This is a genomic window from Longitalea luteola (assembly GCF_017356035.1).
Taxonomy (GTDB): Bacteria; Bacteroidota; Bacteroidia; order Chitinophagales; family Chitinophagaceae; genus Niastella; species Niastella luteola.
The window spans coordinates 52,278-76,291 of record NZ_JAFIQX010000005.1 but is presented as its reverse complement, the minus strand read 5'-3'; the positions used below and the strand labels follow the sequence as shown (position 1 = coordinate 76,291).

General features: G+C 45.6%; 17 protein-coding genes. 6 read left to right on the top strand and 11 right to left on the bottom strand.

Going from position 1 to position 24,014, the window contains the following annotated elements; translation table 11 throughout:
- Positions 1-185: 185 nt before the first annotated feature.
- Together JUB15_RS14320 and JUB15_RS14315 are read right to left on the bottom strand one after the other, a co-directional pair.
- Complete coding sequence (locus tag JUB15_RS14320; protein ID WP_207513187.1) at positions 186-965, bottom strand: phosphosulfolactate synthase; 780 nt, start codon at positions 963-965, stop codon at positions 186-188.
- Positions 966-1,208: 243 nt separating this feature from the next.
- A complete protein-coding gene (locus tag JUB15_RS14315; protein ID WP_207513186.1) occupies positions 1,209-2,624 on the bottom strand; it encodes a tetratricopeptide repeat protein in 1,416 nt (471 codons plus the stop codon).
- A gap of 374 nt (positions 2,625-2,998) precedes the next feature.
- Between JUB15_RS14315 and JUB15_RS14310 the strand changes: the two genes are divergently transcribed.
- A complete protein-coding gene (locus JUB15_RS14310; RefSeq protein ID WP_207513185.1) occupies positions 2,999-3,352 on the top strand; it encodes a hypothetical protein in 354 nt (117 codons plus the stop codon).
- A gap of 16 nt (positions 3,353-3,368) precedes the next feature.
- Here JUB15_RS14310 and JUB15_RS14305 read toward each other — a convergent pair whose 3' ends face one another.
- The 7 genes from JUB15_RS14305 to purL all read right to left on the bottom strand — a co-directional run bounded on the left by JUB15_RS14305 (position 3,369) and on the right by purL (position 13,781).
- The gene (locus tag JUB15_RS14305) at positions 3,369-4,034 is read right to left on the bottom strand and encodes a hypothetical protein (RefSeq protein WP_207513184.1); all 666 of its coding nucleotides are present in this window, start codon (positions 4,032-4,034) and stop codon (positions 3,369-3,371) included.
- Positions 4,035-4,565: 531 nt separating this feature from the next.
- The gene (gene yidC / locus JUB15_RS14300) at positions 4,566-6,395 is read right to left on the bottom strand and encodes a membrane protein insertase YidC (RefSeq protein ID WP_207513183.1); all 1,830 of its coding nucleotides are present in this window, start codon (positions 6,393-6,395) and stop codon (positions 4,566-4,568) included.
- 628 nt (positions 6,396-7,023) lie between these two features.
- Positions 7,024-8,673 carry a CTP synthase gene (pyrG, locus tag JUB15_RS14295; protein ID WP_207513182.1) on the bottom strand — a complete coding sequence of 550 codons (1,650 nt, stop codon included), beginning with the start codon at positions 8,671-8,673 and terminating at the stop codon, positions 7,024-7,026.
- A 355-nt stretch (positions 8,674-9,028) separates the two neighbouring features.
- Complete coding sequence (locus JUB15_RS14290) at positions 9,029-9,190, bottom strand: hypothetical protein (RefSeq protein WP_207513181.1); 162 nt, start codon at positions 9,188-9,190, stop codon at positions 9,029-9,031.
- A 230-nt stretch (positions 9,191-9,420) separates the two neighbouring features.
- Positions 9,421-10,224 (bottom strand): pyrroline-5-carboxylate reductase, encoded by an 804-nt coding sequence (gene proC / locus JUB15_RS14285; RefSeq protein WP_207513180.1) that lies wholly within the window; start codon positions 10,222-10,224, stop codon positions 9,421-9,423.
- Between the two features lie 185 nt (positions 10,225-10,409).
- Positions 10,410-11,408, bottom strand: coding sequence for an ADP-glyceromanno-heptose 6-epimerase (gene rfaD / locus JUB15_RS14280; protein WP_207513179.1), 999 nt, complete (start codon positions 11,406-11,408; stop codon positions 10,410-10,412).
- A gap of 138 nt (positions 11,409-11,546) precedes the next feature.
- Positions 11,547-13,781, bottom strand: coding sequence for a phosphoribosylformylglycinamidine synthase subunit PurL (purL, locus tag JUB15_RS14275; protein WP_207513178.1), 2,235 nt, complete (start codon positions 13,779-13,781; stop codon positions 11,547-11,549).
- Positions 13,782-13,967: 186 nt separating this feature from the next.
- Here purL and JUB15_RS14270 point away from each other — a divergent pair, with 186 nt between their 5' ends.
- On the top strand, positions 13,968-14,900 hold the full coding sequence (locus JUB15_RS14270) for a glycosyltransferase (protein WP_207513177.1): 933 nt from the start codon (positions 13,968-13,970) through the stop codon (positions 14,898-14,900).
- A 213-nt stretch (positions 14,901-15,113) separates the two neighbouring features.
- Positions 15,114-16,037, top strand: a complete 924-nt coding sequence (locus JUB15_RS14265; RefSeq protein ID WP_207513176.1) for a glycosyltransferase family protein — start codon at positions 15,114-15,116, stop codon at positions 16,035-16,037.
- Between the two features lie 264 nt (positions 16,038-16,301).
- Here the strand turns inward: JUB15_RS14265 and JUB15_RS14260 are convergent, their stop codons facing one another.
- Complete coding sequence (locus JUB15_RS14260) at positions 16,302-17,447, bottom strand: glycosyltransferase family 4 protein (protein ID WP_207513175.1); 1,146 nt, start codon at positions 17,445-17,447, stop codon at positions 16,302-16,304.
- Between the two features lie 249 nt (positions 17,448-17,696).
- On the opposite strand from JUB15_RS14260, the gene JUB15_RS14255 reads away from it, so the two are divergent.
- Together JUB15_RS14255 and JUB15_RS14250 are read left to right on the top strand one after the other, a co-directional pair.
- Positions 17,697-18,911 (top strand): hypothetical protein, encoded by a 1,215-nt coding sequence (locus JUB15_RS14255; protein WP_207513174.1) that lies wholly within the window; start codon positions 17,697-17,699, stop codon positions 18,909-18,911.
- 151 nt (positions 18,912-19,062) lie between these two features.
- A complete protein-coding gene (locus JUB15_RS14250) occupies positions 19,063-21,255 on the top strand; it encodes a glutamine synthetase III family protein (protein WP_207513173.1) in 2,193 nt (730 codons plus the stop codon).
- Between the two features lie 312 nt (positions 21,256-21,567).
- Here JUB15_RS14250 and JUB15_RS14245 read toward each other — a convergent pair whose 3' ends face one another.
- A complete protein-coding gene (locus tag JUB15_RS14245) occupies positions 21,568-22,182 on the bottom strand; it encodes a fibronectin type III domain-containing protein (protein ID WP_207513172.1) in 615 nt (204 codons plus the stop codon).
- A 1,127-nt stretch (positions 22,183-23,309) separates the two neighbouring features.
- On the opposite strand from JUB15_RS14245, the gene JUB15_RS14240 reads away from it, so the two are divergent.
- The gene (locus tag JUB15_RS14240) at positions 23,310-23,777 is read left to right on the top strand and encodes an NUDIX hydrolase (protein WP_207513171.1); all 468 of its coding nucleotides are present in this window, start codon (positions 23,310-23,312) and stop codon (positions 23,775-23,777) included.
- Positions 23,778-24,014 lie beyond the last annotated feature (237 nt).

The window sequence follows — 24,014 nt, the reverse complement described above, 5'->3', positions numbered from 1 at the left end:
ACGTCCTCGTGAATCGTCAATCGTGAAACGGCAAACGTGAAAGAGCTCGCGAATGTATTCATCAGCACATTAGCTAATCAGCACATTGCCTTTGTGTATTTCATCAGCACATTAGCACATTAGCTAATTAGCACATTGCCTTTGTGTATTTCATTAGCACATTAGCTAATCAGCACATTAGCTAATTATTTAATCGCCGATCCATTGCCGTTCAAAAACAAATTGAACGTATCGCCGCGTAAGCCGATGCGCATTGTTTCTAACGGAATAACTTCAGTAGGTGCAATATTACCCAGGTTCACATTACAACCCAGCAGTTCAATAAAGTACAACTGCTGTGCTTTCTGGGGTGCTTCCCATAAGATCTTTTCACCGGGGATTTGCGTGAGGATCTCCTGAACCAGGCCTTCTCGTACTTCACCGGAACCGCGGTAAATACCTACGTTACCAGCTTCACGAGCTTCGGCGATCACGTATGACGAACCGGCATTCAGTTCGGCTCGCATCAGTTCAATCCATTTATAAGGCGGGATAATATGTGCAGCATCTTTACTTCCCACTTCACTCAACACAGTCCCATGTTTAGCAAGCTTTTCAATGTACCCGCATTTTTCCGCATGCGGTATATTGATAGAGCCATCGCTCACTTCCATATAGGAAATGCCATATTCTTTACAAACGCTGATATAATCATTAAACTGGTTACGGATCAGGAATGCCTCAAACAAAGTGCCTCCAAAATAAACGGGAATGTCGTACGATTTATAAACTTCGATCTTTTCGCGCAGGTTCGGTGTTACAAAGGAAGTTCCAAAGCCGAGCTTGACAATATCTATGTGGGGATGTCCAACGCTCATCATGTTCTGCGCTTCCGGAATGCTCAGGCCTTTGTCCATTACCATGGTAATACCGCTGTTGCGTGGTTTCTTTATCCTTTCGGGGATCTGTGTGAGGTTAAAATTCATTCCTTGTTTTTTTGTGCAACAATTTTTAAAGCCGCCGCAAAAATAATGGAATCAATTGATAATTGCCAATAACCAATTGGCATCGGAACAATTGCCAATACACAATTTACAACCATCAGGGTGATACACAAACAGGCAGTTAAAAGGGCGTTAAAAACGCTAAAACATACAATAAAAGACAATAAGCAATCAACATGGTTTTACCTGCCAATTGCTTATTGTCTATTGCTTATTGTGTATTGTCTATTGTTTCTTTTTGGAATGAGCTATAACATCAATCACCAAAGGATGGCGCAGCATGGCCGGATTGAGGTGGATCAGCTTCTTCAACAATTTGGGTGAAGCATTCAATGCGGTTTCCAGTTGCAGCAAGGCTTCCTTGGTTTTGCCCAGGGCCAGCAGGATGGCACTGAGGTAATAGATGAATATGGGTTTCGATTCGGTGATCTTCAAAGCAGCTTTCACCTGCTCCAGGGCTTCTTCATAAAATTCTCCCTGGTATAAACAGCGGATAAGCGCTTCCCAGCTGGAAATATTCCGTGGCCTTTGCCTTACGACATTAGAAAAATATTGAATAGCTTCCTTGTAATCGCCCAGCTGCATTTTACATTCTCCCATAGCCAGGTTATACTCAGGCTGCAGGCGATGGATCTGCATGGCGCTTTCCAGTTGCTTTACGGCCATCGACCACTGCTCTTCATTGATGTAAGTGCAGGCTATCTTGTAGTACAATTTACTATCGCCCTGGTTCAGGTGCGATGCCTTGCGGTAATAGAAGCGGGCCTGTGCATAGTTCTTCATGCGATCGTAGCAATGCCCTATGGCTTCATAGATCACATCTTCGGGACGTGACAATTCAAGCACTTTTTCCAGCACTTCGATCGCATCTTTATATTTACGCAAACGGATGTACGCATCGCCCATATTCCGGTAGGCATAATCGAATTTTTCATCGATGGTGACAGCATACTTGTAAGCGTCAATGGCTTTTTCGTACAATTTCAAACCCTGGTAGGCGGCAGCCAGGTTGAACCAGGCCAGCTCACTGTAAGGGTTCTCTTCGATAATATGCTGATGCAGGGTAATGCTTTCTTCGTTACGGCCGGTAAAGTCGGTCCAGAAGCAGATCTTGTACAATGCTTCTTCATTCGTAGGCTCCTGCTCCAGGATGAGCTTCAGGCAATCGAAGATCTTATCGAACTCCTCGTAATCGTCGTATACGTCAGCCAGCTCAAACAGCAGTTCAATACGTTCCTGGCCTTCAAACAGTTGCAGGGCATTTTCAAGCAGTTCCACTGCTTTTTCCTGCTGGTCAAGCGCCAGGTAAACGTCTGTTTTCAATATATACAGGTTGATATCGTTGCCATCGAGCAGTTCAGCATGGTTCAGTATTTCCAGGGCTTCGTTATAATGACGGGTAGCAATTAACAGATCGGCTTTTTTAATAAGCAATGCGGAAGAATAAGGATACTGCTCAATGCCCATTTCAGCAGCTTCCAACGCCTGCGGCAGGTCCTCTACATCGTCGAAATAATCGATGATCTTTTCAAAGGCCTCTTCCTCAAGAAAGGAGTTTCCCCGCCCTGCTTTGAGATTCTGAAACTGCTTTACTAACTCACGAATTTCTTCATTATCCTGACGAAACGGATTTTCTCTCATTTATTTAAATAGTAGGTTAATGTAAAATAGGATTTTCAGCGAAGCGTACCAATTTTAATTTTATACCGCATGTGAATAATTATTATTTCTAATAAAAATTACTTATCCGATACTAACGACCGGCCGTTCATTGCTTCTTCTTATCCTGTAAGGAATGGGCTAAAAAACACTTATTTATGAATAACAGGCGATTATGAATAGTGATCAAAAAATTGTAAAAAAACCAACGGTTTTGTTATGAAATCCGTAACATTTATGTATCTCATTCGTTAAGGATAGTATAAACTTTAATCCGCAGGGTTAAAAAAAACCAAATTTTTTTCTATATTTTTGTAATCAATATGCAAGTGAACTCTACGCTAAAACTTAACCACATGCTTAAGAAAACCATCATCAGTTGTGCGATGATCGGGGCATTTGCGCTTGCGCTGGCCAGCAGCGGAGGTGGTGACAAAAAGAAGGCGGAGGCGCTTCGCAAACCCGATTTCACACCCATTAGAACTACCAACGGCTTTACGCTGAAAGCAGGCCCTACTTATACCGGCAGCCACATCCTGAGCAGCGTACGCACCAATAACTACATCACCCACAATACAGTGGTGACTTATCAACAAGGCAATAAGGTATTCATTCTACCTTATAAAAGCCGGGTGAATGTTTCGCCTGATCATTCATCTTATCGCAACAATCTGAACGCTTTCGATCTGAAGATCCGGTTACGTAAATAACCCGGATTGCTCCAGATCAATTACTTACGTTCATTTTTTTACTTTCCTCATAAGTCATTTCGCGGTAGCCTGATTTAGGTATGTCGAACTTTGAAGCCGGCACGGGGTTCATGTTGATTTTTGATACCGTGTACCTGATGGTCAGTTTACCCTGCACGAGCTCGTATTCAAGAGGTAATCCGTTCAGGTTCTTGAACTGGTAATCGTATTCCTTATTCTCGGGAACTATATCGGGGGTGTAAAATACGGTGAAAGTCGTTCCATCGGGCAATGTAGCCACCGCCTTTATACAGTTATAACCGGCAATTGTCTTGCTCTCGCTGGTATTCGCAAAAGTTATCCCATCGTAGCGTTTATTATTTTCTACCCAGTTATCATTGGTCATTCTGATCAAGAGCTTCTGTCCGCTCACTTCCTTTAACACGACCGACGTGCCTGCCTTGGAGTCATGGATGGTGGCTGAAGAAAACAGGGCGCTGGCCAACTCCGCCCGGCTCATATTTCCTTTAATGTACATGGTCTTGGTATGTCCGTCAAGGGCATCAGCCATTTTAGGCTCCTTACTGCCGCTTGAAATACTGGCGTCGTACACGAGGGTAAGCTCGCTTACCTTACGCTGCGCACTGGCTGACACCAGCAGGCCCATACAACTAACTAACAGTAACACAAATCTTTTTTTCATGATCTACGGTTGTAATAATAGCAAGATGCGGACAAGGTGATAATAGTTGCTGCGTAAAATACAAAGACCAGCCAAATTTCAAAAGTTAAAGGCTCTTTTTATAGTCAGAATTGTTAAAAATCAACGACTTAAGAAATTTCTGATTTCGAGATTGCGAGATTTCGAGATTTCGAGATTTGTTTATTTCCCGGAACTCCTATTAAACTTCAAATACCTCCAATTTCGTAGATCCCAAAATCTCAAAATCGCAAAATCCCAAAATCTCAAAATCCCAAAATCCCAAAATTTCAAAATCAGAAATCCATTTCTGATTTCTGATTGCGGGATTGCGGGATTTCGAGATTTGTTACTTCCTCAGCCGCCCAATAAACCGCTAACACCCCGAATCCCGCAAATCGAAAAATCCCAAGATCTCAAAATCCCAAAATCAGGAAATCTCGAAATCTCAAAATCAGAAATCTGGAGACCAGAAATAAAAAAAGTGAGCTCTGATCAAGAACTCACCTTTTTATATAACGTTAACTTACAATTTTATTTCTTTTGTTGGCTTCTCGCCTTCTGCGCCTGCTGCTGGGCCTCCTGCATCTGCTCCAATCGCTCCTGCCATTTAGATTTGGTCTTTGGCTTTTTCCGGTTCTCTTCAATTTTCGCCAGGATCTTGTCGTGGTCGATGATGTAATTCTGAATTACGAACTGTAATATCAGCGTGATCACGTTCGACACGGTATAATACCAGGTAAGGGCCGCCGGTAATCCGTTGAACACAAACAATAAGATGAACGGGAAGATATAGGGCATGTACTTGAGCGCCGGATTGTTCTGATCGGGCGTCATGTTCATATTATAGATCGAGATCAGGAAACTGGTCAACACCGCTGTAATGGTAAACAGGCTCAGGTGATTGCCCAATCCAATAATGTTGAAGTTCCAGCGCACAATGGCATCGTATGCAGCCAGGTTATCGGCCCATAAGAAGTCAACCCCGCGCAGATCGATATTTGAGTTAAAGAAACTGTACAACGCAAAGAAGATCGGGATCTGCAGAAGCGCCGGAATACAACCTCCCAACGGATTCACCCCCGCTTCGCGGAATAGCTTCATCTGTTCTACCCCTACCTGCTGCTGGTCGTTGTTATATTTCTCTTTCAGCTTTTCAATTTCAGGTCTTAAGGCCTTCATTTTGGCGCCGCTCAGGTAACTGGTATACACCAGCGGTGACGTGAGCAAACGGATGAATAAGGTAAGCAGCGCAATGGCAATTCCAAGGCTTACCCCAAATCCTTTAAAGAAGTCAAACACCGGCATCACAATGTACTTGTTGATCGGACGCACGAAAGCATACATATCACGGCCCAGGTTCACGATCTTATCCATTTCGGGGATCTCGTTCTTGTGCTTACGGAGAATACCGTAGTCGTTCGGACCGAAATATAATTGCATCGGCAACGTTGCGTTTGGCCCCAGCGGTAACCGGGTTTGCAGCGTGGTGGTCACTTCGGCAATCTTCGCGGTAGTATCTTCCAGGTTCTTGACGAATTTCACTTCGCCTGAAGTGAATTTGTTCTTCGCAATGATTGATGTATTAAAGAACTGCTGCGCAACGCTTACCCATTGTACCGGCTTCTCGAAGGTTTTGGCAGATTTTGTCTGGATATAATCAAAATCATTGTCCTCATAAAAGCCCACGGTGGTTTGCGTGCGTTCATACTTTACATCGGTTTCCTGCTGGCTGGGCTGTTGCTGCCAGATCAGGTTAAATGCACCCTGGGTAAGCATTTGATCGGCGCCGGTTAACTGAACGTCCCAGTCGATCAGATAATCGTTAGGGCGGATGGTGAACTGGTGGGTAATATTACCCCGGCCCGGAACAGGCGCCTGGTAGATCACCGTCTGGCTGTTATCGGCATTACGTACCACTTTGGGCGCCATGAAATAGATGTCAGCTACCTGGGCGGTCGTGTTGTTGCCGGCATTGATGCTGTATGACCATTTATCGAAGGAGGCGTGGTTCAACAGAACCGGCCTGCCATTGATGAGCGATTTATAGTTCTTGAGCTCTACCTGCTTGGGTTGACCACCTTTATTGCTGAAGCTAACTTTAACTACTTCATTTTCAACAACTGTTAACTGCTCAGCACCACGGGTGGCCAGTTGACCGGCGACAGCAGCGGTATCTACGGCTACTGTATCATATTTGGCCAGCGAATCCTGGATGTGTTTTTGTACCCTGGCGACTGAATCTGTGTAGTGTTGCTTTTTAGCCTCTAACTCACGACTGTTCTTGGTGGAAATAAACAGATATACAAACAGTAAAAGCGCTAACAATACAAAGCCAATCACCGTATTGCGGTCCATATTCATTATACTACTAGTTTAGAAGAGGTGCAAAGATAGGGATATACGGGTTTGTGGTTTATGGTTTGTTGTTTGTAGTTGCTCCGCGCTTTGGGCAGTCTCTATTGAATACCAGCCAAATACATTTATAACCTGCCAGAATTATATTTAAATAAATGCTGCCCCATCAGGCTGCTGCGGAAAAAAGGTGGTTTGTGATCCCGAAAACCACAAACCACAAACTATAAAGCATAAACCATTTATATTATCTCAAGGTTTATGGTTTGTTGTTTGTAGTTGCTCCGCGCTTTGGGCAGTCTCTATTGAATACCAGCCAAATACATTTACAACCTGCCGGAATTATTTTTAAATAAATGCTGCCCCATCAGGCTGCTGCGGAAAAAAGGTGGTTTGTGATCCCGGAAACCATAAACCACAAACTATAAAGCATAAACCATTTATATTATCTCAAGGTTTATGGTTTGTTGTTTGTAGTTGCTCCGCGCTTTGGGCAGTCTCTATTGAATACCAGCCAAATACATTTACAACCTGCCGGAATTATTTTTAAATAAATGCTGCCCCATCAGGCTGCTGCGGAAAAAAGGTGGTTTGTGATCCCGGAAACCATAAACCACAAACTATAAACCATAAACCATTATATCATCTCCCCTTGAAGTAATGGATTTTTTACGGTCGTTTTTTTCTCTGAATACTCTTTGGCAGCTTTCACAAAATGCACAAAGATCGGATGCGGATTTTCCACCGTGCTTTTTAATTCAGGGTGGTACTGAACACCTATAAAGAATGGGTGAGCAGGCAGTTCAACGATCTCAACCAGCTGGTTCTCATTGTTCTTGCCACTGGCTACCATACCCGCCTCCTGGAACTGGTTCAGGTAGCGGTTATTGAACTCCCAGCGGTGACGGTGCCGTTCGCTGATAACCCCGTTGGCATAGATCTGGCGGGCCAGGCTGCCCTCGGCAGTTTCGCAGGAATAAGCGCCCAAACGCATGGTTCCCCCTTTGGAGGTAATGGCTTTCTGTTCTTCCATCAGGTCAATGACCGGGTCAGGCGTATTCGCATTCATTTCTGTTGAATGCGCTTCTTTTAAACCGAGTACGTTGCGCGCAAACTCGATCACGGCCATTTGCATACCCAGACAAATTCCAAAGAAAGGCAGTTTATTCTCCCGGGCATATTTAACCGCGAGGATCTTACCTTCCACACCGCGGTGACCGAAGCCCGGAGCTACCAGCAACCCATCGAGGTTGGCCAGCTTCTCCCCTACGTTCTCGGGGGTGATGAATTCACTATGCACGTTCTGGATCTGCACCTTGCACTCATTGAGGGCGCCGGCATGTACAAACGCTTCGAGGATGGATTTGTAAGCATCCTGCAGCTCAATGTATTTACCGATCAGTCCGATGGTTACCTGGTTCTTGGGATATTTCAGCTTATCCAGGAACTCTTTCCACTTGTGCAGGTCTGGTTCGTGGAAATTATTGATGTTGAGTTTCTTTAAACAGATAAGATCGAGCTTCTCACGCATCATGGCCAATGGCACTTCATAAATGGTAGGCGCATCCGCAGCCTCAATAACGGCCTCCTGTTTAACATTACAGAAGAGAGCGATCTTACGGCGCAGGTCAGGCGTCATCGTCTTTTCCGTACGGCATACGATGATATCGGGGTGCACCCCTTCCTGGCTCAGCATTTTAACGCTGTGCTGGGTGGGTTTTGTTTTTAATTCCTTGGCAGCTTTCAAATAGGGGATCAGCGTCAGGTGAACCACGACTGTATCTTCTTCTGGCAATTCCCATTGCAATTGACGCAGTGCTTCAATGAAGGGAAGGCTCTCAATGTCACCCACTGTGCCACCCAGCTCGGTAATAATAATATCGTATTCGTTGGTAGTGCCCAGCAGCAGCATCCGGCGTTTGATCTCATCGGTGATATGCGGAACAACCTGTACGGTCTTACCGAGGTAAGCGCCTTCGCGTTCTTTATTGATTACGGTTTGATAAATGCGGCCTGTAGTTACGTTGTTGGCCTGGGAAGTGAAAATATTCAGGAACCGCTCGTAGTGGCCAAGGTCCAGATCGGTCTCGGCGCCATCTTCCGTAACATAACACTCGCCATGTTCATACGGGTTAAGTGTACCCGGATCGACGTTGATATACGGATCGAACTTTTGAATTGTTACCCTCAATCCCCTCGCCTGCAACAGCTTTGCCAGCGAGGCTGCAATAATCCCTTTTCCTAATGATGAAGTTACCCCACCGGTAACAAAAATATGCTTGGCCATAATAAATGGTTATTTTTTATAACGTCTCTATCTTTTTTAATTGATTATCTTAACCCCACTTCAATTTGACCAGCGGAAACTTATAACTCGTACTAGAAATTTAATTCCGGGAGGTCGTGCAAAGTTACGGCAAATTACCGCGTGACAAAAACCGATTTTGAGGTGTGGAAAACCGGGCCATTAACTGTGAAATTGCATTAAAACGAGGTTAAAATCAATGAGTTAAGAAAAAAGGACGCAATAAAAAACCGAATACTGCATTAAAATTAAAAACCCCGCAGGGCGGGGTTATAATTTGAAAGTCATTTAGACTTTAAAATAATTGATAGCAAACCACCATACGGCAGATCAGATGCTATTTAATTTTAGTAAGTGTCAGCGTGTTTGTAGTGGCTGCTTTTTTTGCGCCATACAAGGCCTTTTCGCTAGCTGACTGCCTGTTTTTAGCAGAATGCAAAAAAACAATAGCTGCTATTTCAACGAAAAGAATCAAAAAACTGAGTCGCTCTTTCTTCATAAGTGCTTTTGGGTTACTTGGGTGCGAAACGATGCGCCGAATTTCGCGCAACAAAAGAACAAAAAATTTAGTTCACCTGCAAGCAAACACATGTGAATTTAATATATCCGTAATACTGCGTATATGTTACCCACCGTTAGTCAATGCGATAGCCGGCAGACAATCACCGCTTTCATCATCATTAAGTTTGACGTTTAAACACATAGTTTTATCAGCACCGGTTATTCCGGTTAACTATCCTTTGCGATCTTATCGTAGCTGGCCACAATGCCTTTAATGAGGGAAGAACTGAAACCCTGGTGCTCCATTTCGTTTAATCCCGCAATGGTGCAACCTTTAGGTGTCGTTACTTTGTCGATCTCCTGTTCGGGATGGGCGCCTTTTTTCAACAACAGTTCAGCGGCGCCTTTTACAGTTTGCGCAGCAATTAAACTGGCGGTTGCTGCATCGAAGCCGATCTCAATACCACCCTGGATATTAGCGCGGATATACCGCATCGCATACGCCGTACCGCAGGCGCCCAGCACCGTAGCGGCATCCATCAGTTTTTCATCGATCCAAACGGCTTTACCCAGCTGATTGAACAGGTCTTCGATATACGCTATCTGGTCACTGTTCACATCATGCGATCCGGCGAGGCAGGTCATGCTTTCCTGGATGGCGATCGCCGTATTGGGCATCGCCCTGATCACAGGTATTTTCTGCCCTACTGCTTTCTGCATGTGGCCTACCGTGATACCGGTGATCACCGATACCAGTACATGCTTTTCAGGGTTGAGCAATGTTTTCAGCTTTGCCAGGATATCATCTACCTGGAAAGGCTTTACGGCCAGTATGATCATATCGGCAAAACGAACGGCTTCTTCGTTGTTATCGCTCACCAGTACACCCCGTTTTTCGAGGGAAGCCAGCGTTTTGATATTCCGTTTGGTGATGAGAATATGTTCGGGCAATGTAAATCCGCTATTGATCAGGCCTTCTGCTATCGCAGTTCCTAAGTTGCCCCCTCCTATAATTGCTATTTTCTTGTTCATTGATAGTTCTAGGTTCGTTGTTAATACGGCTAGTGGTAAGTGGGTCATTCGCTTCGCTCATTAGTAGCTAGTGGGGTTTAATTTCCTAATTAACTATTTTCCGTAGCTCCCTGTATTTCCTACTAGCTACTAGTCACTCGCCACTCGCCTTTAGCGTTCCGCGTTAAGCGTTTAGCGTTAAGCGTCTAATAATAATTCCCTTTAGCAAGGTAATTCCGCACATAATCATTCACGCCTTCTTCCAAAGAATAGAAGGCGTCGGTATAACCGGCGTCTTTCAGCTTCTGCATATTGGCTTCGGTAAAATACTGGTATTTGTCGCGAATATCTTCGGGCATGGGAATAAACTCGATCACCGGTTCCTTATCCAGTCCGCGGAAAGTGGCTTTTGCCAGATCCTCAAAACTCCTTGCTTTACCGGTGCCCAGGTTGTACAGGCCACTGCTTACCTGGTCGTTCCCTTTTTCATACTGTTCCATAAGCCAGTAACAGATCTTCAGCACATCTTTCACATACACAAAGTCGCGCAACTGCTGGCCGTCTTTATACCCTTCCTTATGCGACTTGAACAATTTCACCTTACCCGCCTGGTTGATCTGTTTGAATGAATGCCAGATCACACTGGCCATACGGCCTTTATGGTATTCGTTGGGACCATACACATTGAAGAACTTCAACCCGGCCCAGAAAGGCGGCTGGGTCGTTTGCTGCAGGGCCCATTTATCAAATTCATTTTTTGACACGCCGTAGGGGTTCAATGGCTTCAATGCATACACAATGGCGTGATCGTCATTGTATCCTTCATCGCCCGAACCATAGGTAGCCGCAGAAGAAGCATATACCACCGGTACTTTATATTCCGTACAGTAATTCCAGATCTTTTGCGAGTACTCCACGTTCAGGTGCTGGTGCACTGAATAATCAAACTCGGTAGTATCGGTACGGGCGCCAATATGGAAGATAAAACCGATAGACGGTCTTTTTTCCTGCAGCCACTCGAAGAACTGCTCGCGTTCCACACGCTCCAGGTACTGCTTTCCCTCGAGGTTCTGCATTTTTTCGGGCTCACTGAAATCGTCTACCAGGATAAGGTGGTTGTATCCTTTTGCGTTCAGGAATCCGGTCAAACAACTTCCGATGAAACCGGCTGCTCCGGTCACCACTATAATAGCATCTTTGTTCATTAGTCAATAACAGGTTTACTTCGGTTTGTTGTTTACCGTTTGTCGTTTGTAGTTGCTGCCGTTCAGAAGCGTTTACAGTGGCCTGCCAGCAATTAATTTTACTGGTTAAACCGAGAGAAAACCACAAACCATAAACTATTACAATGCACTTAAAGCATGTTCGCTCTCATGGCCGGCCAGTAAATTTTCAATGGCCGTATCATATTTCTCTTTCCAGGATTGAATAGTGCCCCAGTCGCTGCCATCAATTTTTATGGCGCCGCTGGTAACCTGTCCCAGTTGTTCGTAAGGATGATTGCCAATTACTTTTTTGAAGGCATCTACTTTATCTGGTTTCACGCTCACCACCACACGGCTTTGCGCCTCACCAAACCAATAAGCATCCTTACGGATCTCGCCTTTGGCAGCTTTTACGTCAACCCCCAGGTTGCGGTTAAAGCCCGACTCCAGCAGAGTTACAAACAAGCCGCCTTCGCTGGTATCATGCGCAGACGCGATCACCCCGGCTTTGATGAGCTCAGCGATCTTGTTTTGCAGGGTAGCTTCTTCTTCCAGGTCGAAATGCGGGGCCGGACTGAACTCCACATTTCTGATCTTATGTAAATATTCTGAAGAATTGATATCGTTGCGGCTGGTGCCTACCAGGAATAACAGGTCGCCTTCCGCTTTGTAATCCATCGTCATTTTAGCGTTCACATTATCCAGCAAACCTACCATACCAATGGTTGGGGTTGGGTATACCGCACCATCCGGATTCTGGTTATAGAAACTTACGTTACCACCGGTTACCGGGGTATCGAATTTCTTACAGGCTTCACTCATTCCCTTTATCGCATGTACGAACTGGTAGTACACCTGCGGATCGTAGGGATTACCGAAGTTCAAACAGTTGGTGATGCCCAATGGTTGACCGCCACTGCAAACGATGTTGCGGGCAGCTTCTGCCACCGCGATCATACCTCCGGTGAACGGTTCGGCATATACGTAACGGCTGTTGCAATCTGTAGTAAGGGCCAGTCCCTTGTTGGTTGGTTTGGCTATTACTACCGCAGCATCAGACGGTGTATTGGTAGTTGCCGTACCTGCACCCACCATGCTGTCGTACTGCACATACACCCAACGTTTGTTGGCAATGTTGGGGATGGTGATCAACTGTTCAGCAACGGCTTTCAGATCGGCCGGTACATCAATGCTGTCGGCGTTGAAAGCTTTTATTTTTTCGAAATAGGCAGGTTCTTTATACTCGCGGGTATATTGCGGCGCGCCGCCCCCCAATACCAGGTCATTGGCAGGGATTTCAGCTTCCAGCTCGCCATGCATGTAAAAACGCAGGATGCCATCATTGGTCACTTCCCCGATCTCTGAGCAGGGCAGGTCCCATTTATCGAACACACGTTGTACTTCCGCTTCACGGCCTTTTTCCACTACCATCAACATCCGCTCCTGGCTTTCGCTCAGCAGCAGTTCCCAGGCTTTCATATTCTTCTGGCGGGTAGGCACTTTTTCGAGGTCGATGCGCATGCCTACTTCGCCCTTGGCGCTCATTTCCGCGGTAGAACAGATAATACCGGCAGCACCCATATCCTGCATACCTACAACAGCGCCGGTCCTGATCACTTCCAGGCAGGCTTCGAGCAGTTTCTTTTCCTGGAAGGGGTCGCCCACCTGTACGGCAGGTAATTCTTCGGCACTTTCTGCAGTGATATCGGCAGAAGCAAAAGAAGCACCGCCGATACCGTCTTTACCGGTGGCAGAACCCACAAAGAAGACCGGGTTGCCAATGCCTTTGGCAGTAGCAGAAATGGTCTCCCCGTTCTTTACAATACCAACGCTCATGGCGTTCACGAGGGGGTTGGTATGATAACATTGTTCAAAATAGATTTCGCCGCCTACGGTTGGAACGCCGAAGCAGTTGCCGTAGTGGCCGATCCCATGTACCACCCCCGCCAGGAGGTGCTGCGTTTTAGCTTCTTTCAGGTTGCCGAAACGAAGGGAATTGAGCGAGGCAATAGGCCGGGCGCCCATGGTAAATATATCGCGGTGAATACCCCCTACCCCGGTAGCGGCCCCCTGGAAGGGTTCGATAGCGGAGGGGTGATTATGAGATTCTATTTTAAATACTACGCCGAAGCCGTCGCCAATATCCATCAGACCCGCATTTTCCTCACCTGCCTTTACCAGCATTTTTTTGCCTTCGCGGGGCAGGGTTTTCAACCATTTGATCGAGTTCTTGTAACTGCAATGTTCACTCCACATACCGCTGAAGGCACACAATTCGGTAAAATTGGGCGTACGGCCAAGTTTTTGTTTTATCAATTCGAATTCTTCTTCGGTAAGTCGTAATTGTTTAGCCGTTTTTACTGTTACTTCCATAATATGATGTAAGTAGCGAGCGGCAAATGCAGGTAGGCTGGAGGCGTTTTAAATGCCTGTTAGCCACCAGCCCCGCCCGAACGACGTTCAGTCGGGCGGGCATTTACCACTAGCCTATTTAAAGAAAGCGCAAAAGTACAAACAGTATGTCATCTAATTGATAAATTTATCCCGATTTACCAGCTCATGATCATCGCTTTTGTTCATAATGGAAAAGCATTTTTGCCCGAAATGGACGCCTATACCCGTTTCTTTTCGGCCTGCCAGATAACCTGTGAGGTCGTGAACAGGAACGAGCTGGGGCTGCTGCACCGGCATGTGGAGTGGTGGATGATGGGCGTTGACCTCACCAAACCCAAAGAAGGCATCTATAAGATCCATGAATATGGCTCCTCTTCCCTGCCGCCCTGGCGCTGGTGGAAGAACTGGTGGAAAAGTTTTTTCAATGCCCAGCCCGATTTCCGGCTGTTTTTGAATGAATATGTACAAAAAGCCTTCAATTTCCACGATCACATCCCCTTCGGTTACCGCGATATGGGGGTGCCTGAACACTGGCTGCAGACGGATCCTTTTTTACATGAACGCGACTATGATTTTGTGTATACCGGCGACCTGTCGCCCATACGCCGGCCCGAAGCCCTGCTGAAATGCTTCAGTACCGGGGCCATGAAAGGCAAAACCCTGTTGATCATCGGGAGAGACTATGAACACCTGCAGGAAGCCTACGCTTCTTACCGCAATATCATATTTATGGGCCCGCTGCCTCATCACCTGCTGGATTTTTATATATTAAGAGCCCGCTTCGGCATCAATTATACCGTCGATATGGAACCTTTCAGCCATCAAACCTCTGTGAAATTGCTGGAGTACGCAGCCCTGGGACTGCCCATTATTTCCACCCGCTATGCCTGGGTAGAACAGTTTCAGCGACAATATGGCGGCGAATTCTTTTACCTGGAACCCGACCTGTCGAATTTCACCTGGGAAGCGGTCAGTAATTTTCCCTATGCCAGACCAGCGATGGAAACCCTGACCTGGGATCAGCAGATACGAAAGTCAGGCGTTTTGACCTTTCTTGAAAGCAAGTTCCCGGAATTACAGTTTACCCCCCGCCCCTGAAGGGGGAGCTGTTACCGGTTACCAGCCGCCGGCTTCCGGTAAACTTGTTAAGATGTCAAACCACAATCTGAATAACTTAGGAACTTAGAACTGTGAACTTTGAACTATGAACTATGAACTTTGAACTGTGAACTGTGAACTTTGAACTATGAACTTTGAACTGTGAACTTTGAACTTTGAACTTTAAACTTTGAACTTTGAACTCAATAATTAATGATGACGATCCGTTTCATTCACCCCCACAAGGCATTTCTACCCGAGATAATAGCGTACGTTGATTTTTTTACAGCCCATGGGATCAACACAGAGGTGGTTAGTCGGGCGGAAGTACACAACAGCGCCTGCGAGGTGGAATGGCATTTTTTGGGGCAGCATAGCCGGCGGAATAAAGCGGTGATCACCATACATGAATATGCATCGGCATCGGTGCCGCCGCTCAGTACCTTAAAAGACCGGATCAAGAAACTGATCAATACAAGACCGGATTACCGCATATTCAATAACGATTATGTACAGCATCAGTTTCAATGGAACGATGCCATTCCTTTTGGCATTCGCAATTATGGCATTCCTCCGGGTACTGATCACCTGTTACCGGGCATACAGAAACAATATGATTTTGTATATGTGGGTACTGTTGACAAGGGTAGAAATCTGGAATTACTGTTCAATTGTTTTACTAAGGGCGCATTAAAGGAGCGCAGCCTGCTGGTGCTGTCGCGCGCTTATAACGCATTGAGCGCTGCTTATGCTGGAACTGCCAATATTACGTTTAAAGGACCTGTTCCATACCATGAAGTATATACCCATATACAGCAGGCGAAGTATGGTATCAATTATATGCCTGATATCGTTCCCTACAATCAACAGACATCGGCCAAATTCCTCGACTATGCAGCCTGCCGGATGCCTGTTGTAACTACCGATTATGCCTGGGTGCGCCAGTTTCAAAACAACTATGGCGGCAGCTATTTCTACCTGCAGCCCGACCTGAAAAATTTCACCTGGGAGAAGATCAACAACTTCAGTTATGCGCAACCTGATCTCAGCAGCTGGACATGGGAGAAGCAGATCCGCAGTTGCGGAGTACTAACATTCCTGGAATCGAAGTTTCCCGGTTTAAAGTTTTCAGTTTAAAGTTCACAGTTCACAGTTTATAGTTTAAAGTTTAAAGTTGGCGGGCGAGTAGCAAGTGGCTAGTGGCGAGTAGGACGACTAGGAAAGGCAGCAATGTACGGCGAAATGCTACAGTAGGAATGACTGGGTAAAAGCCCACTAGCCATTTACCACCAGCCACTAACGATTGCAAAGGGCAGCCAGCGCCTGGGTACTCCCCCTTCAGAGGGGCTGGGGGGCCAGTTGGGGCGCAGCTGGGACGCAGTTGAGGCGCAGCTGGGGGTATTAGTCCGCCCAATCCGCATTTAAGGTTGAAACATACTCATCAATAACATGCCTGATATCAAACTTTTTAATGACGAGGGCGCGGCCATTGCGGCCAAGGCGCTGCCGGTCTTCAGCAGGCAGGTTGATGATTTTTTCCATTTTATCGGCCAGGTCGAACGGGTCGTGCACATGACACAGGAAGCCGGTGCTGTTGTTGATCACCACTTCCTTACAGCCCCGGTTATTGCTGGTGATCACCGGTAATTCCATACTGGCCGCCTCCATCAGGCAGCGCGGTACACCTTCATTATAAAAAGAGGGAAATACAAAACAATCGGCCCGCTGCAGGAAAGGCCGCACATCCTTGGCAAAGCCGCCGTAGTGGATCAGTCCTTCCTTTTGCCAGCGTTCAAGGTCTTCGCGCAGGATAGAATCAGGATGATGTTGTTCAAAAAAGCCGATCAGTTCAAACCGTACGTCGTAATGTTTCTTTTTTAATATGCGGGCGGCATCGGCGTACAGACTGATACCCTTGCTCTTGAGCAGGCGGGTGCTCATTAAAAAAATAAAAGGTCCGTTTTTCTTTTTTGCGCTCCGTTGCGGAAAGGAGAAATAATCGGTATCAACGCCTTCGCCCGGCAGCACCTTCACCTTTTCAATATTTACGATATGTTCGTTGATGAATATCTTGGCGTCTTCATTATTCAGGAACCATACCTCACGGGTTTTACGCAGCGCTCTTTTATACAATAATTTTACAACATGATACAGCCAGTTGCGTTTGGCAAACGGGTAGCCGAGTCCGGTAATGACGGCCACGGACGGTATACCGACCGCAGCAGCGGCCAGTGACCCGTAAATATTCGGTTTGGCTACGTAATGAAAAATAAAATCGGGGCGATGTTCGCGGTAGAGTGCATTCAGCTGCCGGTAAAAGGCAAGATCAGCCACCGGGCTTTCGGTCTTGTTGTTGAAATGGAGCGGAATGAACTGGCAACCAGCCTTCAACAGGTATTCAGCATACTCATCTTCGGGGGCCAGTACCAACACGGCAAACCCCTGGTCAATTAGATAACGGATCACATCTAACCGGAAATTGTAGACAGACCACGCGCTGTTTGACACAAAGGCGATCAACTTATGGGCTCCGACCTTGCTAAACATCAGCAGATATTAGGTTCAAATTTATACATTTGACTGTTATATTCAACAGGCAATGAACAATAGAGAATAACCGATGGACAATACACAAACGCTCGGCAGCGTTGATTTCTTATATATAATTACTTAGCGGTTGTTTTTTTACCAATTGCCTATGGCCAAATTGGTTTTCTTTGCCAACTGGTTTCAATGCCAAGTATAAGCAACATGCAAATTTTCATCTTTCTATTATATTGTACCATATTCATATACTTGCTGTACCGACTTACGCGTAAGAAAATACCTTTATCAGTGCCCGAACTGGCAGCCGCCTTTCTGTTCAAAGTAGCCATGGGCTGTTTATATGGATATATCTTTCTGAAGTTTTATGATGGCGACGATACCTGGATGTACCACGGCTATGGTTTGGAGAACCTGGAAAAACTGAAACATAATACGCTGCAGTATTTTACTGAATTCCTTCCCGCCGGATCATTTGCGTGGGCCGGTGGCGGCTTCTGGGATGGCATCAGCGCCTATCTCCATACGCTTGAAAACGATGGTATCGGCAAGATCCTGAGTATTGCCAACCTGTTCAGCGGTGGTAATTATTATATAAACGTCATTTTCTTCAACTTCATACTGTTCTGGGGACACTACTGGTTGTTCAGCCTGTTTGTGCAGGAATTTCCCGACAAGAGAAAACCCTTGCTGTTGCTGTTCTTTTTCTTTCCACCCCTGGTTTTCTGGCTCAGCGGCATCCGCGGCGATGGACTGATCTTATTCTTCCTGGCCCTAACCCTGGTACATTTTCGAAGGTGGTTGTATGAACACAAAGCCGGGTCATTGGTGTGGGGTTGCCTGGCAGCCCTTGGCATTCTTATTTTCCGGAGCCAGGTATTATTATTATTGGTTCCCGCCCTGACCGCCTGGTATATATCGGTAAAATTTAACCGAAGCAGTGTTCTCACTTTTTTATTCGTATTGGGTATAGGTTGTCTGTTATTTTTTGTTTCCGCCTGGATCTCGCCTTCGAAGAACCTGCCTTTGGTGGTGGTGCAGAAACAGCAGTCCTATATGGCCTTACAGGGTACGCGGTTCCAGCTGGACAGCCTGCAGCCATCGGTAAGCAGTTTTGCCAAAGTACTGCCAGAGGCGGTGAGCCATACATTTCTGCGGCCCTATCTGTGGGAAGCCAGGGGAGCTTTACAGCTGATGACGGCAGCGGAGATCATCATTTGCTGGCTGCTGGTACTGGTAGCGATCGTAAAAAGAGAAAAACACTGGCGGCAGCTGTTGAAGAAACCCCTGCCCCTGTTCTGCCTTTGTTTCGGCATCACATTATATTTATTTATAGGATATACCATTCCATTTCCGGGGGCTATTGTACGGTACAAAGCCATTCCCGGGCTTTTATTGCTTACTGTTCCGATCGTTTGCACCAACTGGACCCTCCGGCGCCAGATTAGCAAAAAAATATATATTTAAAAAAATCGCATTTTTACCCATCATTTTAATTTAAAAGGCAGATTTGACCTCGTTTTTTCTGTGTTTTATCAAAAAAAACGGCTCATAAATTCAAAATTTTTTTTTGATACCGTATTTGTCGTTTATTTGCACAAAAGCAAAAATTTTAGTGATGGAATCATTACGTTTTAAAGCAATCAACGACCTGACTAGCCAGAACGGCCTGGATGTAGAGGGTTCTACCAAAATTACCGGCATATTCGGTGAGAATGTATTTACATTAAAAACTGCCCGTGAGTTTTTAAGTGATGAAGCGTACAAGAGTCTTAACGCCTCTATTAAAGGTGGTAAGAAGATTGACCGCGCTATGGCAAATCAAATTGCGGCCGGACTTCGCCAATGGGCAGAAACAAAAGGTGTAACACACTATACACACTGGTTCCAGCCACTGACAGGTACTACTGCAGAAAAACACGATTCTTTCTTCACATTGAAAGGCGACGGTACTGCGCTCGAAACGTTCGACGGCGATGCGCTGATCCAGCAAGAGCCTGATGCTTCTTCTTTCCCCAGCGGTGGTATCCGTGCCACTTTCGAAGCCCGTGGTTATACTGCATGGGATCCTTCTTCTCCTTGTTTCATTATGGAGATCGGCCAGGGTAAAACACTGTGTATCCCTACCATCTTCGTTTCTTATACCGGCGAAACACTCGACTATAAAGCACCTCTGTTGAAGTCACTGGAAGCTTTGAACAAAGCTGCCGTTGAAGTGTGCCATTATTTCGACAAGAATGTAACCAAAGTAAACGCTACCCTCGGATGGGAGCAGGAGTACTTCGTAATTGACGAAGCATTCTTCAATGCCCGTCCTGACCTGGTATTGGGCGGACGTACCGTATTCGGACACTCACCTGCCAAAGGCCAGCAGCTGGAAGACCATTATTTTGGTGCCATTCCTGACAGGATCTACGCTTTCATGCGCGATTTCGAGCAGGAATCTTACAAACTGGGTATTCCTTTAAGAACCCGTCACAACGAGGTAGCGCCTGCACAGTTCGAGTGCGCTCCTATCTTCGAAGAAGTTAGCGTGGCCGTTGATCATAACACCCTGCTGATGGATGTTATGGACCGCGTTGCCCGCCGTCATAAATTACGTGCGTTGTTGCATGAGAAACCATTCGCCGGCATTAACGGAAGTGGTAAACACAACAACTGGTCAATGGCTACCGATACCGGCATCAACCTGCTGGCTCCTGGTAAAACACCAAAGACCAACCTGATGTTCCTTACTTTCTTCGTGAACACCATCAAAGCGGTATATGATTATTCTGAGATCCTGCGTGCGTCTATCGCATCTGCCGGTAACGATCACCGCCTTGGCGCCAACGAAGCTCCTCCTGCGATCATCTCAGTATTCATTGGCCAGTACCTGTACAAAGTATTGAACGATGTAAAAGAAAGAGTAGGTGGTAAATTCGATGAGCAGGATGAAGCTATCCTGAAATTAGACCTGCACAGAAGCATTCCTGAGCTGTTACTCGATAATACAGACCGTAACCGTACTTCACCGTTCGCGTTCACTGGTAACAAATTCGAGTTCCGCGCTGTAGGTTCTACCGCCAACTGCGCCAACCCCATGACCACCCTGAACACGATCATGGCTGAAACGCTGAAGAAATTCAAAAAAGACGTAGATACACTGATCGAAAAAGGCGAGAAGAAAGAGATCGCTATCATGCACGTTATTCGCGAGTACATCGTAGCCAGCGAAAAAGTATTGTTCGAAGGCGACGGTTACAGCGATGAGTGGCACCAGGAAGCTGAAAAACGCGGCTTACCGAACGTACGCACTACGCCAAAAGCGCTGGATGCGATGGTTAGCGAAAAATCAAAACACCTGTTCGAAAGCAACAACGTGTTAACGCATGTAGAGCTGGAAGCCCGCCATGAGATCGAGCTTGAAAAATACATCAAGAAAGTACAAATTGAAGCCCGTGTAATGGGTGAGCTGGCTACCAGCCACATTTTACCGGCTGCTATCAAATATCAGAACGAACTGATCGCAAACATTAAAGGTTTGAAAGAGATCGGTCTGAAAGAAGAAAGCTACGCTAACCAGAAACAGATCCTGACCAAAGTATCTGAGCATGTAAGCAAAATGTCTGAGCTGGTTGAAAAGATGATCCAGGCCCGCAAAAAGGCCAATGCGATCACTGATACCCGCGAGAAAGCCATTGCTTATTGCGATACTATCAAAGAAGCGTATTTCGATCAGATCCGTTACCATGCCGACAAGCTGGAACTGCTGGTAGGTGATGAGTACTGGCTGTTACCGAAATACCGTGAGATGCTGTTCTTGCGCTAAGCCGCTTCCCACCCCTCTCCGGTAGAGGGGATAAAGAAGAGGATCTGGCATTACTATATTACAAGAAGGTATACTGACATGACAAGCAAGAGCCCTGTTCTGAATAAGGACGGGGTTCTTCTTTTACCCCCCGCCCCGTAAAGGGGGAGTGCTACCGCACCTTGCAAAGCATAGAAAAATTCTGCAGGCTGCCATAGCCGGAGTCAAAATAAAAGGCATGTTACCATCAGATAACATGCCTTTATTACTTTCAGAAGTTAAGACTGATGAAATCAGGTAATGACTTCTCAAAGCGTGCCGCCGCACTAAAAGTTACTGAATGACCCTGGCGACGGGCGGCGAATACACGGTCTGGTTACCCTTGCCGATGGCATATACGCGGAACCAATAGCGGGTAACAGAGTTCAGATTACTGAACGTATGCTCCCGGTTCAGGGAAGTTTCGCTTACCCATACGCTATCAGACAGGAGCGGGTCAGTCGTATACTGAAAAACATACGATCTTGCGCCCGTTACCCTTTTCAGGCGAATGGTTACAATACCAGGTGAATCACTTCCGACCACAATTTCTCTGATAGGCGGCAATTCCTGGGATTCATTCTTTAACCCCGCAATTTCAAAACCACTTTGCAACAACAGGGTTTTATCGCCCTTGCAGGTAGCTGTAAGGTAATCGTTCAGGACATCCAGGTGGCCGATCAAAACCGCTTTTTTATCGTTCTTAGCTGATAAAAGAGCCCTGTCTTTTCTTCCGGCCATAGAGCCTGCCAACCTGAAATCGTCACAGGCTGCCTGCAGAACGGATTGGAGCAACGGTGAATTGGCATAGATCGGATTATCCTTCATAGTATCCGATACCTGGTAACCATGTTTCAGCAGTTTTGGATCACTGCTGGTTCTGTATTTGGTGCTTATTCTGACTGACATAAAAAATAATTTAAAAAGTTAATAAAAGTGTTTACGCTTACGCTACGTTTCACAGCCGTACCAATTATCCATGACAATGCCTGTACATCACCCTGTTCCGGTAATATCGCTTTAGCACCATTGCTAAAGAAGTAACACACAGTTATTGAACGTTATGAATTGAGGCTTGGATGGAGTACGTATTGGCCAATACGGGAGGATCATAATCACCTGGCTGTATTACCGCTGTCACTGTCGGATTCCTTCTACCGGTAACAACAACTTCGGTTATTCATCCAGGTGTCATTGTTCATAACAAATATACGGTGGCTGTTATGCGATTTCCAAATAACGGCTCCCAAAATGGCGGGTTCTGACGGGTATTGACGGGTATTGACACCCTTTGTGTACTGTTTAACACAAGCAAAACTGATCATGGCAGCAGGATTTCGCCGGGCATTAACCATACCCCGGTATTATAATCCAGTCATTACTATACCGGCGATATCGTTTGAAGGCACACACCTGAGTACGTTCAATTACCAGCGGCAAAATTCACTTCACAATGCATGCAAAAAGCAAAAGTCAAGATGCCAACGTTGCCTGTTAACGACGACCAGCCGCTTGCGCTTTATCTTTTTTCTGATTCACCCATGCTTTTTCTGAATTCGATCGTCCTTTTGTTAAATCCTGTTATTCTTTTAATCAATACTATAAATCTTTAGTTGAATTGAATAGTGCATTTTCTTACTTCAATAAATCAATGGCAGGATTTTATAAATCTTTTATTGAATGATGTAAATAAATTTCAAGATCAGGTACACACATGAGCGAATGGAGCACAACTTTTTCCGAATAGGGATAACCATTTGACAAACTGTATGAACAATAAAACAAAAGACGCACTGCTTTTAGCGAAATGGCGTAACAAATAAACAAAAGAGAAACTCAATTTGCTAAAAGTATATATCAAAACTATAAACTATGTGCATCATTCAACAAAAGTGATCTTCAATTTCACTTATGAAGTATTAAAACCTCCAAATTGGTGATCAAAAACAATAAACAGGAATATCAATCCCGGAAATGAAGCACTCAGCTTGAAAAATGAAAGATCAAAACATGGAAAAGTGCGGTAACTTACTGGTATGAAAAAGCAAAGTGCCGGCATTTTGCCATACAAATTTGTGAAGAAGCAGCTGTACTTCTTTATAGCGCATCCGGGCGGTCCGTTTTACCGCAAGAAGGACAATGGCTATTGGAGTATTGTAAAAGGCGAAATGGACGAAGGGGAGGAACCGCTGGCTGCAGCCATCAGGGAATTTAAAGAGGAAACGAATATTGAGATCGATGGCAGGTTTATACCATTGACACCACGCAGGCAAAAGAGCGGCAAGCTGGTGCATGTATGGGCCATTGAAACTGATTTTCCAATCGATAATATTCGAAGCAATACCTTTTCATTGGAATGGCCGCCGAAGTCGGGCAAAATGATCGATGTGCCTGAGCTTGACAAATTTGAATGGTTTGATGCCGGGACCGCAAAATTGAAATTACTGCCGGCGCAGGTGGGATTTGTGGAGGAGGTGATGGGGATGGTGGGGAAGAAAGGATGATGGTTGTGTGAGGCCGGTGAGTGTATATAAAACACCAATCCCGCCTGTTGGCGGGACTACTGTAAAAGTTTTCACTGCGGAATAATCCTTATTGTGATTTACTTCAAAGCAAAGATATATAAATGATTCAATAAGTTTCAGTTTTCGGTATTGACTCAAGTCAACTAAATAATAAAAGTAAAAAATTTATTTTCCATTTTATAGTACTATTCGATCATTTTCTGTTTATATAGAAGA